This window comes from Flavobacterium sp. CS20, from assembly GCF_018080005.1.
In the GTDB taxonomy this organism is placed as follows: domain Bacteria; phylum Bacteroidota; class Bacteroidia; order Flavobacteriales; family Flavobacteriaceae; genus Psychroflexus.
This window is the reverse complement of record NZ_CP073015.1, coordinates 1,955,411-1,971,671: the sequence shown is the minus strand read 5'-3', so window position 1 is coordinate 1,971,671 and position 16,261 is coordinate 1,955,411. Positions and strand designations below refer to the sequence as shown.

At 33.6% G+C, this 16,261-nt stretch carries 14 protein-coding genes and 3 tRNA genes; 8 read left to right on the top strand and 9 right to left on the bottom strand.

What is annotated here, in order from left to right; all coding sequences use genetic code 11:
* Positions 1-9: 9 nt before the first annotated feature.
* From IGB25_RS09280 to IGB25_RS09270, 3 genes are all read right to left on the bottom strand, one after another.
* Positions 10-1,110 carry an AMP-binding protein gene (locus IGB25_RS09280; protein ID WP_211064764.1) on the bottom strand — a complete coding sequence of 367 codons (1,101 nt, stop codon included), beginning with the start codon at positions 1,108-1,110 and terminating at the stop codon, positions 10-12.
* A gap of 121 nt (positions 1,111-1,231) precedes the next feature.
* Entirely contained in the window at positions 1,232-2,191 is a 960-nt protein-coding gene (locus tag IGB25_RS09275) for a CPBP family intramembrane glutamic endopeptidase (protein ID WP_211064763.1), read from the bottom strand.
* 31 nt (positions 2,192-2,222) lie between these two features.
* Positions 2,223-3,275, bottom strand: coding sequence for an o-succinylbenzoate synthase (locus IGB25_RS09270; RefSeq protein ID WP_211064762.1), 1,053 nt, complete (start codon positions 3,273-3,275; stop codon positions 2,223-2,225).
* A 133-nt stretch (positions 3,276-3,408) separates the two neighbouring features.
* On the opposite strand from IGB25_RS09270, the gene IGB25_RS09265 reads away from it, so the two are divergent.
* From IGB25_RS09265 to IGB25_RS09250, 4 genes are all read left to right on the top strand, one after another.
* Positions 3,409-3,720, top strand: a complete 312-nt coding sequence (locus tag IGB25_RS09265; protein ID WP_247653470.1) for a DUF6364 family protein — start codon at positions 3,409-3,411, stop codon at positions 3,718-3,720.
* 433 nt (positions 3,721-4,153) lie between these two features.
* Positions 4,154-4,321 carry a hypothetical protein gene (locus tag IGB25_RS09260; RefSeq protein WP_211064761.1) on the top strand — a complete coding sequence of 56 codons (168 nt, stop codon included), beginning with the start codon at positions 4,154-4,156 and terminating at the stop codon, positions 4,319-4,321.
* Between the two features lie 23 nt (positions 4,322-4,344).
* Positions 4,345-7,173 carry a DNA polymerase I gene (gene polA / locus IGB25_RS09255; RefSeq protein ID WP_211064760.1) on the top strand — a complete coding sequence of 943 codons (2,829 nt, stop codon included), beginning with the start codon at positions 4,345-4,347 and terminating at the stop codon, positions 7,171-7,173.
* A 30-nt stretch (positions 7,174-7,203) separates the two neighbouring features.
* Entirely contained in the window at positions 7,204-7,617 is a 414-nt protein-coding gene (locus tag IGB25_RS09250; protein ID WP_211064759.1) for a hypothetical protein, read from the top strand.
* A gap of 9 nt (positions 7,618-7,626) precedes the next feature.
* Here IGB25_RS09250 and IGB25_RS09245 read toward each other — a convergent pair whose 3' ends face one another.
* Positions 7,627-9,039 carry a hypothetical protein gene (locus IGB25_RS09245; RefSeq protein ID WP_211064758.1) on the bottom strand — a complete coding sequence of 471 codons (1,413 nt, stop codon included), beginning with the start codon at positions 9,037-9,039 and terminating at the stop codon, positions 7,627-7,629.
* Between the two features lie 130 nt (positions 9,040-9,169).
* Between IGB25_RS09245 and IGB25_RS09240 the strand changes: the two genes are divergently transcribed.
* Complete coding sequence (locus tag IGB25_RS09240; RefSeq protein WP_211064757.1) at positions 9,170-10,801, top strand: ABC-F family ATP-binding cassette domain-containing protein; 1,632 nt, start codon at positions 9,170-9,172, stop codon at positions 10,799-10,801.
* Here the strand turns inward: IGB25_RS09240 and IGB25_RS09235 are convergent.
* Entirely contained in the window at positions 10,798-11,310 is a 513-nt protein-coding gene (locus IGB25_RS09235; protein ID WP_211064756.1) for a DUF456 domain-containing protein, read from the bottom strand. The two genes, IGB25_RS09240 and IGB25_RS09235, sit on opposite strands and share 4 nt — an antisense overlap.
* A gap of 99 nt (positions 11,311-11,409) precedes the next feature.
* Between IGB25_RS09235 and IGB25_RS09230 the strand changes: the two genes are divergently transcribed.
* Together IGB25_RS09230 and IGB25_RS09225 are read left to right on the top strand one after the other, a co-directional pair.
* The gene (locus IGB25_RS09230; RefSeq protein ID WP_211064755.1) at positions 11,410-12,441 is read left to right on the top strand and encodes a rhodanese-related sulfurtransferase; all 1,032 of its coding nucleotides are present in this window, start codon (positions 11,410-11,412) and stop codon (positions 12,439-12,441) included.
* Between the two features lie 243 nt (positions 12,442-12,684).
* Complete coding sequence (locus tag IGB25_RS09225) at positions 12,685-13,707, top strand: low specificity L-threonine aldolase (protein ID WP_211064754.1); 1,023 nt, start codon at positions 12,685-12,687, stop codon at positions 13,705-13,707.
* Here the strand turns inward: IGB25_RS09225 and IGB25_RS09220 are convergent.
* From IGB25_RS09220 to IGB25_RS09205, 4 genes are all read right to left on the bottom strand, one after another.
* Positions 13,704-14,477 (bottom strand): class I SAM-dependent methyltransferase, encoded by a 774-nt coding sequence (locus tag IGB25_RS09220; protein WP_211064753.1) that lies wholly within the window; start codon positions 14,475-14,477, stop codon positions 13,704-13,706. The two genes, IGB25_RS09225 and IGB25_RS09220, sit on opposite strands and share 4 nt — an antisense overlap.
* Before the next feature lie 64 nt (positions 14,478-14,541).
* Positions 14,542-14,625, bottom strand: a tRNA-Leu gene (locus tag IGB25_RS09215).
* Positions 14,626-14,999: 374 nt separating this feature from the next.
* Positions 15,000-15,072, bottom strand: a tRNA-Lys gene (locus IGB25_RS09210).
* Positions 15,073-15,438: 366 nt separating this feature from the next.
* Positions 15,439-15,511, bottom strand: a tRNA-Lys gene (locus IGB25_RS09205).
* 129 nt (positions 15,512-15,640) lie between these two features.
* Here IGB25_RS09205 and IGB25_RS09200 point away from each other — a divergent pair.
* Positions 15,641-16,168, top strand: coding sequence for a shikimate kinase (locus IGB25_RS09200; protein ID WP_211064752.1), 528 nt, complete (start codon positions 15,641-15,643; stop codon positions 16,166-16,168).
* Positions 16,169-16,261 lie beyond the last annotated feature (93 nt).

Here is a 16,261-nt window from a genome sequence, read left to right as displayed (position 1 = left end):
AATCTAAAATCATTTCATCTTAGCACTAACCGTACGTTTTCTATTGACTTTGCCATTTGGGGTTTCTTCAAATTTTTCGACTAAATAAATCTTCTTGGGTTTTTCATATTTGGTCAATTCTGACATATTATCAATGGCTTTGCTTAAATCACTAATGGCTTCCTCAGAAAATGGTAGTTCTACAAAAAGAACAACTTTTTCGCCAAGTGCGTCATCTGGCATTGAACTAAGAAAAAAACGTTGAGTGATGATTTTTTGAAGTTTTTTTTCGACTTCTTCGGGATGAATTTTAATACCACCTGAATTGATAACATTGTCTGCTCGACCTTTCCAATAGAATTTTTTATAAGTTACTATCTCAACAATATCATTGGTTAATAAAGGTTCATCTAATATTTTTGGTGCTTTTATGATCAATCTATCGTTTTCATCTGAAGCTACAGAGATATTAGGAAGTGTTTTAAACGGTTTTGGTTCATTTATGTTTGATTTTTTGCTGTTGACTTTTCTGGCTAAGGCAAAATGCGAGATGGTTTCGGTCATACCAAAAGTTTCGTAAACTTTGGTTGGAATGCCTTGAACCATTTGTTTCAGGTTTTCTGAAATATGTCCACCACCAACAATCAGTTTTTTTATCAAATGTAATCGATTTAAAGAATTGTCGAGCTGAAAAGGTGTCATAGAACAAAAATCATACGTTTTGTAGAGCTGATCTAATGGGTTTGAACTTGGCTTAACCACATCGATATGCCAACCCAAAGTCATAGCACGGACTAACATCATCATGCCACCAATATGTTTAGGTGGTAAACACATCAAGGCTTTGGTTTCTTCTTTGACCTTAAAATGTTTACCTGTAGCTAAGGCTGAATTGACCATTTTTTGCTTATCGATAAAAAACTCTTTAGGTTCGCCAGTAGAGCCTGAAGTCCTTACTTTGATATCGTCGTAGTCTTCATTTAGCCAATCTAAAAGGAAATTGCCTACACGTTCTTCAAAAGGTTGACCTTCTTTGATAAAGCTGTATGCAACTTTATGCAGATGCATTCTTGAAAAGTGTGTGCCATTTAATTTGAAGCTGGGATGAATTTCAAATTTATGCTTTGCCATATTTTTAATGTGTTGACTAAAATATTATTTGTGTTATGATATTTTAAAGTTTCATAATGTAAATTTAATAAAAATCTTATATCTAATTCACCAAAATCTTAAATCCCTTATTAAATTTGGGTTAAACTTCACTTGATGGTTCGTATTTTACTTTTCCAAATAGTTTTTGTTTCCAGTTTTTCCATTTGTAAATCTTAGAATACATCAAAATCAAAGCGGGATAGAACACCAAAACAGGAATATAAACATCGCTGACCAAAGAGGGCTCGCCAAGATACCTAAAAACCGAATGGGTTTGAAAAGCCGTCCAATCAGCGGTTAAAAGTAAAGCGGTTAAAAGATTGTTGCCAGCGTGGAATCCAATGGACAACTCTAATCCTTCATCCATTAAAGTCATAATGCCTAAGAAAAATCCTGTGCCGATATAAACAATTAAAGTTTGATAACCCAATTTGGCAACTTCAGGATTAGCAATGTGCAGACCACCAAATAAAACAGAAGTTAAGATTAAAGCCACAGCACGACTTTTAAAAACACTGCCAAAACCTTGTAGCAAATAGCCGCGAAACAACAGTTCTTCAAAAGTGGTTTGAATAGGCACCATTGTAATGCCAATTAAAGCTAAAATTAAAAATCGATTGAGCTCAAAATTGTATTGATAATCTTCTGGTGATAGTTGATAGTCTAATAAAATCGAGCCTGAAATCAGCACAGCAATCACCCCAAAACTCAATCCAATACGATTCCAATCTATTTTTTCTCTCGAGGTGATGAGTTGTTTTAGTTTCAGATGATGCAAAAGTTTGATGACTAAAATAATACCAGCAAAACCAAATACAAACCCGAGTAATAAGAGGAAAAAATTAAAATTTGACTCTAATGTGCCCATCAAAACACTAACATCTGAGAGTTTCATCAGGATTTCCTCAGCAGACAGGCCATCATTAAGCAGTTTTAAAAACACAAAAAACACTTGAATAGTTGAGCCGAGTTGCCAAATGATAAAAATGATAAAAAATCCCACAAGATACCGCCACCAATCGGTGTAGCCTTTATACGCTTGCTCTATAAATCCTTTCATTTTTTAGTTTTTTGTCTTTAGTTACGAGCTATTAGACGGTTATAATTTCATTAAAATTGTCCCATTTTTTGTTGGGATTGTATGTTAAATATTCGCCTTTAACTTCTAAAGGGCTTTTAATGTTATTGGTAAATAAACTACCTGTACCTAAGCCTTGTGGACGTTTTATACTTAAGCTATAAGTGAACTGTGCTATGGCATTAAGCCCGACATTACTTTCTAAAGCACTGGTTATCCAATAACCAATTTGATGTTGGTCTGCTATTTTCATCCACGTTTTACAATGTTCAAAACCGCCAACCAAACTGGGTTTTAAAATGATATATTGTGGCTGTATAGTTTGTAAGAGGTTTTGCCGTTTTGTTACATCTTGTATGCCAATTAATTCTTCGTCCAGAGCAATATCTAAAGGTGTTTTTTCGCATAGCTTTGCCATAACTTCCCAATGACCTTGTTTAATGGGCTGTTCAATGCTATGCAACTCATATTCACTCAGGCGTTTGAGTTTTTCTAAGGCTTGATGCGGTTCAAAAGCACCGTTGGCATCAACTCGAAGTTCGATATCTTTAGCCGAAAACTCTTGTCGAATGTATTTTAGCAAGTTGAGTTCTTCTTCAAAATCAATAGCACCAATTTTGAGTTTTACACAATGAAAACCTTGTTTGATTTTGTCTTCAATCTGCGATTTCATAAAAGATTTTTCGCCCATCCAAATCAGACCGTTGATAGGTATTTTGTCTTGACCTTGCGTAAATTTTGACGGGAATAAATCAAAACCATCATCAGCTTCAAGTGATAAAAACGCCATTTCTAAGCCAAACTGAATAGAGGGGAAGTCAATGGTTTTTTTTAGCAATTCATCCAAACCTAAATCAATATGCTCACAAACCCATTGCAGTTGGTTTTCATAATCCGGTCGGTCGTCGAAGCTCAAGCCTTTAAAAAGCCCGCATTCGCCGATGCCTTTGTTTTGACCGTCTTCAAGAATTAAAAAATAAGTTTTTTTCTCTCTTAAAACGCCACGAGAAGTGCCACTGGCTTGTTTGAAAATTAGATTGTAAGGTTTGAAATAAGCTTCTCTCATATATGAATTTTAAAAAGTTTAAAAATATCAAATTAAGATGACAACTGACATAAAAAAATCTAAATGAAAATTTATTAAAAGACTATTTTTGATTACGTGAAAAAATAATATAGTTACACGTAAAAATATAATTATGGATAAAAAACTCACATTAAGTTTAAATGAGGATGTTATTGAAAAGGCAAAAAAATACTCAAAACAAAGTAATACAAGCTTATCAAAACTGATAAAATTTAAAGTTATGGTAGTACTTTTGGAGCTAAATGATAAAATTACTGAACTTGCTTTAAGTGATGAGAGTTTTAATGATTTTGAAGATGGTTTTCAATATTATACAGCTATTGAAAATGAAATAGATATAATCATAACAAGAAATAAAAAGGATTTTAAAAATTCAAGGTTGCCTGTTTTAAGTGCAAAAGAATATTTGTCAATAAAAAATTGAATTTTTTAATTTTACCTAAGTCAGTTTTATAGGAATTTATCAACTTTAAGTTAACTTCATTTTTGTATTTTTACTCCTGATTTTAATTGTGGTTTTGGATAAAAAATGTACATAATAGTTGATGATAAAGGAGATGACAGTTATTATTTGTCAAGACTATGGGTTTTATTTAACATAATGGCGATTTTTATTTTTGTTTTAGGTTCGAGCGTAGTCGAGAACCAGTCACATCTCGACTTCGCTCGATGTTAAAACATATTGAATTTCGCTCGATGTTAAAACATATTGAATTTTACCTAATGTTAAAACATCTCGACTTCGCTCGATGTTAAAACATATTGAATTTCGCTCGATGTTAAAACATATTGAATTTCACCCAATGTTAAAACATATTGAATTTTACCTAATGTTGAAACATTTTAAATTTAATATTTTGTCAATCAAGCTTTTAAATTTTCAAAACAACAAAATATATGATGGATTTCATCTTTTAGATAAAAATTTTGAAGTCAAAAAATTAATCCAAGAAGCCAATGAGTTAGTCGCTATTTTTGTTTCAAGCTCAAAAACCGTTAAAAAAATACTCAATAAAATTTCATAAATCAAAAATTATAAATCAAAAACATGCCTGATCAAAAACGACTTTTCCTTCTCGATGCTTATGCTTTAATTTTCAGAGGTTATTACGCTTTAATCAAAAACCCACGAATCAATTCTAAAGGTCAAGATACTTCAGCTATTATGGGGTTTACTAATTCCCTGTTTGACGTGATTAAGCGTGAAAACCCAGATCATTTGGCCGTTTGTTTTGATAAAGATGGCAGTGCAGAACGCAAAGAGATTTACGAAGATTATAAAGCCAACCGCGATGAAACGCCAGATGTTATCAGACAATCTATACCAATTATAAAGGATATTCTTAAGGCTATGCACATTCCAATAATTGAAATTTCAGGAATGGAAGCTGATGATATCATTGGCACGTTGGCCAAACAAGCCGAAAAAGAAAATTACAAAACCTATATGGTTACACCCGATAAAGATTTTGGACAATTGGTCAGCGAAAATATTTTTATGTATCGTCCCGCCAGAATGGGCAACGCGATTGAAATTTGGGGAATTCCCGAAGTGCAAAAACGCTTCGGCGTTGAACGACCTGAACAAGTCATTGACTATCTCGGTATGATGGGCGATGCGTCAGATAACATTCCAGGTTTGCCAGGTGTGGGCGACAAGACGGCCAAGAAGTTTATCAAACAATTTGGCAGTATGGAAGCACTCTTGGATAACACCGATCAACTGAAAGGCAAAATGAAAGAAAAAGTAGAAGAACACGCCGAGCAAGGACGAATGTCTAAAAAGTTAGCGACTATTTTTACGGATTGTGATGTGCAATTTAATGCTGAACAATACGAGCTGAGCAAACCCGATGTTGAAAAAGTTATCGACATATTTAAAGGTTTAGAATTTCGCCGATTGACGGAGCAGTTTTTAAAAATGTTCAATGAAGGTGTTGAAGAAAAAACCAAAACAACTTCAACTGACAAAGATGTTAAACAAACGCCAGGTTCAGGTCAATACTCGTTGTTTGGCAATGATACGGATAAAAAAGACGTGAAAGCAGAAGATTTTCAAGGCTATCAATCCTTAGACAATACGGATCACCATTACCAATATGCAGATACTGACAAAGCGATTGATCTTTTGATTGAAAAAATGTGCCAACAAGATTCGGTTTGTTTTGATACCGAAACCACAAGTCTCAACACCTTAGATGCCAAATTGGTTGGTATTGCATTTTCTTGGCAAAGCCACACCGGATTTTATGTCCCAATTCCAGAAGACGAAACCGAAAAAGACAATCGCTTAGAAAAACTTAAAGCATTTTTTGAAAATGAAAAGATTGAAAAAGTTGGTCAAAATTTAAAATACGATTTAAAGGTTCTAAAAAATCACGGCACAGAAGTCAAGGGTAAATTATTTGACACGATGTTGGCACATTATATCATCAACCCTGATATGCGACATAATATGGATGTTTTGGCAGAAACTTACTTGAATTATTCTCCCAGACCTATAGAAGACTTAATAGGTAAGAAAGGTAAAAACCAAGGTTCAATGCGTGATGTAGAACTCGAAAAAATCACAGAATACGCCGTTGAAGATGCCGATATTACTTTACAACTCAAACAGTTTTTTGAAGAAGAACTCAAAGAAGCTCACAACGAACCTTTATTTCATAAATTAGAAATTCCATTAGTACGTGTGTTAGCTGATATGGAAATTGAAGGCATCAAGGTAGATAAAAATGTGTTGAAAGATATTTCAAAGTCATTAGATAAAGATATTAAAGAATTAGAACAAAGTATTTACAAACAAGCCGACGAAGAATTTAATATTGGTTCGCCAAAACAACTCAGTGAAATTTTATTTGGAAAACTAAAAATCTCCAAAAAACCTAAGAAAACAAAATCAGGTCAATACTCAACGGCAGAAGATGTGTTGTCTTATCACGCCAAAGAGCATAAAATTGTACAAGATGTTTTAGATTGGCGTGGTTTAACAAAATTAAAAAACACCTATGTTGATGCACTGCCCAAACAAATTCATAAGAAAACAGGTCGTGTTCATACTGAATTTATGCAAACCGTGGCAGCAACAGGTCGTTTGAGTTCTACTAATCCTAATCTTCAAAACATCCCGATTAGAACAGAGCGTGGACGAATGGTTAGAAAGGCTTTTGTGCCAAGAGATGATAATTACACTTTGTTAGCAAGAGACTATTCTCAAATAGAGTTGCGGATTATTGCTACCTTGAGCCAAGAAGAAACAATGATAAAAGCTTTTCTAGATGGCGAAGATATTCACGCATCAACTGTCGCAAAAATATTCAATGTCAAACTTGATGAAGTTACTCGCGAGCAGCGAAGCCAAGCTAAAACCGTGAATTTTGGAATTATTTACGGTGTTTCGGCTTTTGGCTTGAGCAATCAGACCAATTTGAGCCGTTCAGAGTCTAAAGAGTTGATTGAAACCTATTATAAAACCTATCCTAAGCTGAGAGATTATATAGATAAACAAGTTGAATTTGCACGAGAAAATGAGTATGTCAAAACCGTAATGGGCAGACGACGTTACCTTAAAGATATCAATGCTTCAAACCGTATGGTACGCAGTGGTGCAGAACGCAACGCTGTTAACGCCCCAATTCAAGGCAGTGCGGCAGACATCATCAAAGTCGCGATGATCAATATTCACAAAAAGTTAGAGGAAGGTCAATATAAGTCTAAGATGTTACTTCAAATTCATGACGAACTGATTTTTGATATCCACAAGTCTGAATTAGATGAACTTCAACCACTGATTAAATCCGAAATGGAAAGTGCTTATGAGCTAAAAGTGCCTTTGGATGTTGAGGTTGGCGTAGGAGCTAATTGGTTGGAGGCACATTAGAAAAAATGATTGATTCTAAAAAATAAAACAATGTCGAAATTAGTTATCAAAAGAGCAAAAGAATGGGCAAATGGAGCAAGAAACTATCGCCTTTATTTAAACGATAAAAAAATTGGTAAAATTGGTAATGGTGAAACTGAAGTCATTGAAATTGAACCAGGTTCTCATAAACTTCAAGCTAAAATTGACTGGTGTAGTAGTGAAAATATAAATTTTGAAATTGAAGATAATGAAACTTATGAAGTAAAGTTATCAAGTTTTATGTATTCAAACTGGCTTTTTCCAATGGTCTTGTTAATCACAGCTTTATATTATGCTTTCGATGAAGAATTAGGTCTAACTTACCAATTTTACTTTTTTGCCATTTTACCTTTTGGACTGTATTTTTTATACTTCATAACTTTTGGGCGGAATCGGTATTTGAGATTTGTAAAATTGAAATGAGTTAAGAAACTAAAGATTTTTTGTGGCAATGAAATCTTTAATGTGTTTATCAAAATCAACATTTGAGAGAATAATTTCACTTTTTTTAATGACGCAATCTTTACTGATAAAAAAAACTTTGTTGAGATAGTTGCGATAAAAAGGTGAATGCTCTTCAGCTATAATCATAAATTCATTTTTTGAATTATAGTTGTAGTTTTTAACAGCATCAAGCCATACGTCAGGAAATTTATAATCAATATTTATGCCGATGAATTGAATTTCTGGATATTTTAATTTCAGCTCTTTTATTTTTTTGATTCTTAATTTATGATGACTTGGCGATTGTACAGACCAAAAATAAATCACACTTAAGTCTTTCTTTATTACATCTTCTAACTTGTGATTTATAAAATCTTGTGACTTGATTTTTATATCGTTTAAATTAGCACCAACAATCATTGAGCTTTGAAAATCAACTAACGATTTTAAACGTTTTTTCTCTACTTCAGAAAAGTTGAATTTGTCTATCAGAGATGTTGTATGTTTTAAGTGTTTTGTGTTTTGGGCATAAATAATTTCTTCTTGAATAAAACGCTCTAAAAACCGTTTTCTTAAATGTTTGTTTTTGATTAAACTATCTACAAGGCTTATTCTGTGATCTAAATTATTGTAAGTGTTTAAGTCAAAACAGTCTTTGTAAGAATGTTCTTTTTGACATATCTCGATTGATAAATTTTTTAAGTAATTATCTAAAAATCTAAAGTATCCAAAAAGATTAGGAATGTTATCGTCTTTTAAATCAATTTTGTTTCTATAACTGTAAAAATCTGCATTGATGTTTTTGGCTTTTTTTTGATTGTATTTGTTCATCAAAAAGGCATAGCGTTCACGCATATCATAAAATTCAAAGTCAATGCTTTTTTGAGCGATGTCCACAAAAGCTTCACTTAAATTATGTTTTTCTTTTATTTGTTGCAGTTTGTTTTCTCTTGAAGTTCTTATCGAATCTGTTTTGTATTGGAAATCTTGTGGCGAAATTTTATAATATGAAAAAATCAATTCAGAATTTTTTTCGTTGAGTAAATAGTTTTCAATTAAAAAATTATTTTCTATTGCACTTGAACCCCCAAAAACTAAGGATTCATCAAAATCTAAAGTGTTTAATCTTAACTTTATACTATCTTTGGGTTCGATGTAAACCAACTGATACTCAAATGCATGCTTAAAAGTAAACAGCCCAGGTTTGTCAATATTTAATTTTGCTGAAAAGTGTCCATTTTTATCCAATGGAATACTATCTATAATGTCGTTTTGTTTCATCAGTATAACATAATCATCTTTTGGATTGACAATGCCACCGCCAAAATAGGTTAAGTCGTTTTGGTTTCGTGAACAAGCCAAGCATAAAACACTAATGAAACAAATTACTGCACTTTTCATACACTGTATTTAAAACAAATATAGAGTGATGATTTTTAGCTCGTTGTTAAGTCATCGTTAAAAGCTTATATCTTTATGATTTGCTTTACACAATAACAGAATATTCATACTTTTGCAAAAATTTTCAATTATGCTTTCAGTTTCTAATTTATCGGTTCAATTTGGCAAACGCGTGCTTTTTGATGAAGTCAACACAACATTTACCAGTGGGAATTGTTACGGCATTATCGGTGCTAATGGTGCAGGGAAATCTACTTTTTTGAAAATCATTTCAGGTCAAATGGAGCCTACTTCAGGTCATGTCAGTCTTGAACCTGGTAAAAGGATGTCGGTATTGGAGCAAGACCACGTTGCTTATGATGATTCACCTGTTTTAGAAACGGTTTTGATGGGCAATCAACCGCTTTATAAAATCAAAAAAGAAATGGATGAGATTTATGCCAAAGAAGATTTTAGTGAAGCTGATGGCGAACGCGTCGGCGTTTTACAAGTAGAATTTGAAGAAATGGACGGTTGGAATGCTGAAAGTAATGCCGCCTCTTTGCTATCCAATCTTGGTATTGCTCCAGAATTGCATTACAATAAAGTTAAAGATTTAGACGGTACACAAAAAGTAAGAGTGTTGCTCGCAAAGGCTTTGTTTGGCAATCCTGATGTGTTAATTATGGACGAGCCAACCAATGATTTGGATTACGAAACCATAAGCTGGTTAGAAAATTTCCTAGCCAATTATGACAACTGTGTTATTGTGGTTTCTCACGACAGACATTTTTTAGATGAGGTGTATACACATATTTCTGATATTGATTTTGGAAAAATCACACACTACAGTGGCAACTATACGTTTTGGTATGAGTCTTCGCAACTTGTCGCTCGTCAACGTGCACAACAAAACAAAAAAGCTGAAGAAAAGAAAAAAGAATTACAACAATTCATAGAGCGTTTTAGTGCCAATGTAGCTAAATCTAAACAAGCCACTTCACGTAAAAAGATGATAGAAAAATTAAATATTGAAAGCATTAAACCTTCAAGCCGAAGATATCCAGCCATAATTTTTGAACGCGAACGCGAAGCAGGTAACCAAATTTTAAACGTTAATGATTTAAGTGCTGAATTGGATGGAGAAATACTGTTCAGTAAAATCAATATCAATTTGGCTAAAGGCGATAAAACCTTTATTTATTCTCGAGATTCAAGAGCAACTACAGCTTTTTATGAAATCATCAATGGCAAGCAAGAGCCTAAATCTGGAAATTTTGAATGGGGTATTACCACATCGCAGAGCTATTTACCTAACGATAATTCTGAATTTTTTGACAATAAGCTTTCTTTGGTGGATTGGTTAAGACAATGGGCAAAAACAGATGAAGAGCGAGAAGAGGTTTACATCAGAGGGTTTTTAGGTAAAATGCTTTTTAGCGGCGATGAAGCCTTAAAAACTGCTGATGTGCTTTCTGGTGGCGAAAAGGTAAGATGCATGCTCAGCCGAATGATGATGATTCGTGCCAATGTCTTGATTATTGATGAACCTACAAATCACTTAGATTTAGAATCTATTACAGCTTTCAATAACGCGTTGGTCAACTATAAAGGCAATGTGATTTTTACCACTCACGACCACCAATTTGCACAAACCGTAGCTAATCGTGTGATTGAATTAACACCCAACGGTGTGATTGATAAGTATGCCACTTTTGAAGAATATATGAGCGACCCAACCGTAAAAACCCAGAGAGAAAAGTTGCTGGCTGAAACGGTTTAACTTGAAAATATCAAACTCCAATTCTCAATGAGCTTGTAAACAAAAAGACCTAAATAAATTGTTGAAACCAAGAGTTTCATAAATGTTGAAGCCAAAAATCCAACAAAAGAACCTAATGCAGATTTGAAAGCATGCTTTGAATTGCTGTTGATATTAAACAATATTTCTCCTAAAAAAGCACCGATAAATGGTCCAAGCAAAACGCCAAAAGGCGGAAAAAACAAACCTACTACAAGACCAATAGTTGATCCAATTGCCCCAGCTCGTGTTCCACCAAAGTATTTGGTTCCAACAATTGGGATAATATAATCCATAACAAAAATAAAAACCGCAATACCCAAAGTTATGCCCAAAAACCAATAATCTATGGCAACATCAGGTATCAAATAAAGCATTAGCAAACCCAACCAACTGATAGGTGGACCAGGCAACACAGGAAGTATGCTACCAATAATTCCAGATAGACAACATAAAATTCCTAATGATAATAATAAGATTTCAAGAACCATTTTAAAGCATTATTTAGATTTACAAAAATGACTAAATTAAATTGATTTTTTTAATTTACTTTTGTCATTCATTTCTTTTAACTCAAAAACACGTATAGCATGCAACTGTACAACACTTTAAGCGCAAAGGAAAGAGAAGCACTAATTGAACAAGCTGGAGAAGAACGGCTTACGCTTTCCTTTTACAAATACGCCCACATTGGCAACCCCGAATTGTTTAGGAACCATTTATTTGTGGCTTGGGATGCAATGGATGTTCTTGGCAGAATCTACGTCGCACATGAAGGCATAAATGCTCAACTATCTATTCCAGCCAAACAGTTTACTGAGTTTAAGACGTTTATAGATGAGATTTATTTTTTGAAAAATGTCAGGCTAAACATTGCCATTGAACAAGACAATAAATCATTTTTAAAACTTAAAATCAAAGTCCGTCCAAAAATTTTAGCCGATGGCTTGAATGATAAAACTTTTGACGTTACCAACAAAGGTAAACACGTAAATGCAGAGGAATTTAATCAGCTTATAGAAGACCCAAATACAGTTTTGGTTGATATGCGTAATCACTACGAAAGTGAAATAGGTCATTTTAAAAATGCCATAACACCAGATGTAGATACTTTTAGAGATTCTTTAGACATTATAGAAAAAGATCTGAAAGATTATAAAGACAATAAAAAGTTAGTCATGTATTGCACAGGCGGAATTCGCTGTGAAAAAGCCAGTGCTTACTATAAACACAAAGGATTTAAACAAGTTTACCAATTAGAAGGTGGAATTATTGAATACGCGAGACAAGTAAAAGCACAAGGTCTTGATAATAAGTTTTTAGGTAAAAATTTTGTATTTGACCACCGCAGGAGTGAGCAAATTTCAAATAAAATTATAGCACGTTGTCATCAATGTGGTGAGCCATGTGATACACATGTTAATTGTGCTAATGAAGCCTGTCATCTTTTATTTATACAGTGTGAAGCTTGTGCTCAAAAAATGGATAATTGTTGTTCTGAAAATTGTCAAAATGTTATAAAATTACCTTACGAAGAGCAAAAGCGACTTAGAGCTGGTAAAAAAAATAGCAATAAAATTTTTAAAAAAGGTCGTTCACCTGTGCTTAAATTTAAAGCTTAACGTAAGCAATAGAAAGTCTTTAAGTCTTAAATAAATCCTTAAAAATTCTATTCATGAAAACGATATTAATCTGACGGCTACATACCCTAATTTTTTTATGTAGCACATTTGATGTCATATTGATGAAAGTTGATTAAAAACATCAATAAATATAATATCATCTCAAGAGTTCATATCTTTGTTAGAACAAATTATTTTAGCCTAATCATTTGTTATTAAATTTTAGCTCCTAAATATTGTAGTATGATAGATTTAAGAAGTGATACTGTAACCCAACCAACAAAAGAAATGCTTGACTTTATGTTGAGTTGTGCGGTTGGTGATGATGTGTATAAAGAAGATCCAACGGTAAATGCTTTAGAAAAATATGTGTCAGACCTGTTTGGAATGGACTCGGCATTATATTTCCCAACGGGAAGTATGGCTAATCAAGCCGCAATAAAACTACATACCCAACCAGGTGAACAATTGATATGTGATAAATGGGCACATGTTTATAATTACGAAGGTGGTGGAGCATCATTTAATTCTGGTGTCTCTTGCAAGTTGATTGACGGTGACAAAGGTATGATAACAGCAACACAAGTAAAGAATGCTATAAATCCACCTGATTTTTATCACAGTCCTTTAACGAGTTTGGTTTGCTTAGAAAATACTACCAACAAAGGCGGTGGTGCTTGTTATGATTTTGAAACCATGAAAGCCATTAAAACAGTTTGTGATGATCAGGATTTGGGTTTGCACTTAGATGGAGCAAGAGTGTTTAATGCTTTTACTGCTCAAGATTATACACCAAGAGATTTAGGTCAAATATTTGATAGCATCAGCATATGTCTATCCAAAGGATTAGGTGCACCGATGGGAACTGTTTTAGTTGGAAAACAAAAACTCATGCAAAAAGCTATGCGAGTCAGAAAAGTGCTTGGTGGTGGTATGCGTCAAATTGGATATATGGCGGGCTGTGGTCTTTTTGCCTTAAAAAATAATGTCAACAGACTTCAGGTTGACCATGATAAAGCAAAGGAAATCAGTAATACATTAGAAAAATTAGATCACATTAAAAAAGTTGAGCCTACAGAAACCAATATTGTTATATTTTATTTAAACGATGAGATAAAGCCTTCACACTTTGAAAAGTATTTAGCAGAAAAAAATGTGAAAATTAGTAATATGGGTGAAGGTAAGTGGCGTATTGTTACGCATTTAGACTATTCAGACGAAATGCATGAAGCGTTTTTGGAAATACTCAATAAATTTGAAAATTAAGTTTTTGGCTTTATAACATAAGGAATTATCTCACGTTGAGCTAAGCGATAATAATCTTTATCTTGTTCAGAAAAAGAATTTGTATATTCTATGGGATGAACTTCAAAGCCAATAGATTTGAGTTTGTCAAAATAATCAAGACCATAAATCCGCACATGGTCGTATTGCCCAAAAATTTTACTACGCTCTTTGGGGTCGGTGATGCTGTTATCCTCAAAAGTTTTTTCTCTATTTAAGTCCTGAGGAATTTGCAAAATGGTCCAACCTCCTTTTTTAAGAATACGATAAATCTCCGTCATAGCTTTGGTATCATCTTTAATGTGTTCCAAAACATGATTACAAAGCACAACATCAAAACTTTCGTCATCGAATGGTAAGTTACAAATATCAGCTCTAACATCTGCAAGTGGCGAATTTAGGTCAGTTGTTGTATAATCTAAGTTGTTTAAACTTTTAAAACGTTTATAAAAGGCTTGTTCAGGAGCAAAGTGAAGTAATTTTTGAGGTTTACTAAACAAATCAGTTTCATGCTTTAGAAACAACCATAATAACCGATGTCGTTCTAGAGACAGAGTAGAAGGTGAAAGCACATTGGGTCTTTGTTTTTGGTAACCGTAGGATAAAAATTTTCTAAAAGTAGAACCATCAATTGGATCTTGATATTTTGATCCCTTATAAATGTATTTTAATATGGGTTTGAAACAAAAACTTATTTTAATCAGAAAAGTTCTAGGAAATAGATTTAATAAAAATTTAAAAACGGTGTTCATCAAAGAAAGATATCAAATAAAAATGAAATTTATAAATGAACCGCAAGTAACCATAACCTAAAAGTGCCCAGAGCGGGAGTCGAACCCGCACGCCCTAACGGACACATGGCCCTCAACCATGCCTGTCTACCAGTTCCAGCACCTGGGCAATACATTTAAAACATAACTGGAAATCTTAATGAAATTGGATTGAGTTTAGCACATAACTGTTCAGTCTAATTTGTCTCCACTTCATAACATACTTTATGCTTGGTGAAGTTTCCACAAGCCTGTCTTGAGCAGAGATAAAGCTCAGCATAAACTTCTCACACCATCCAGCTCACTATGTGATCTGGATGGGGCTTACTTCGACAAGCTCAGCATAAACTTCTCACCCCATTCAGCTCACTATGTGATCTGGATGGGGCTTACTTCGACAAGCTCAGCATAAACTTCTCACACCATCCAGCTCACTATGTGATCTGGATGGGGCTTACTTCGACAAGCTCAGCATAAACTTCTCACACCATCCAGCTCACTATGTGATCTGGATGGGGCTCGAACCCATGACCCTCTCCTTAAAAGGGAGATGCTCTACCAACTGAGCTACCAGATCTGAATAAATAAAATTTTATAATAACAACAGAGAACGTTAACTAATTAATTAGTATTAGTTGAATTTAAAACTCTTTAACTCCTTTCAAAACAATCTTAACATTTGATAAATCCAACTTAAATATTTCAGCACTGCTCAGCATAAACTTCTCACTAAATCCAGCTCACTATGTGATCTGGATGGGGCTTACTTCGACAAGCTCAGCATAAACTTCTCACACCATCCAGCTCACTATGTGATCTGGATGGGGCTTACTTCGACAAGCTCAGCATAAACTTCTCACACCATCCAGCTCACTATGTGATCTGGATGGGGCTTACTTCGACAAGCTCAGCATAAACTTCTCACCACATCCAGCTCACTATGTGATCTGGATGGGGCTCGAACCCATGACCCTCTCCTTAAAAGGGAGATGCTCTACCAACTGAGCTACCAGATCTTTAATTTAAAAACTTATAACAGCCTTAAAATTTTCAGGGTGCAAATATACTATCTATAATTTATTTATCAAGTTTAAGGGTTCTTTATTTTAAAGGAATTTTAATTTTGTCATTCTAAATAGAAAAGAATGATTGTTTTATTAGGTTATATGGGTTGTGGCAAATCTTCAGTTGGTCGTTATTTGAGTGAGAAATATAAGTTAGAATATTGTGACTTAGATGCTTATATCGAAAAAAAAGAGCGTTTAAGTATTAAAAGAATTTTTGATATAAAAGGCGAAATTTATTTTAGGAAAATTGAACATCAATATCTGAAATCTATTTTAAAGCAAAATCAATTTGATGTTGTGTCTCTTGGCGGAGGAACACCTTGTTATGCAGATAATATGGAGATGATTAATGCAAAAAAAGAAATAACTAGCATTTATCTGAAAGTTGACCTCCTGACTTTAACCTATAGACTTTTTGAACAAAGACAGCAAAGACCTTTAATTGCTCAGATTGATGATGTAAATCAACTTAAAGATTTTATTAGAAAGCATTTGTTTGAAAGAGAGTATTTTTATAGACAAGCCAAGCAAACTTTAGATGTTTCAAAAATGAGTGTAAAAGAAATTGCTGACACTTTAAAGAGCAGTTTTTTCAAAAAGCTGTAATCATTTTAATTTTTAGCCGTATTTATTTAAATCATTATTATGGTCGTCTTTGTTTTTATTAAGTCTTAATGTTTCAAATAAATCAACTATACA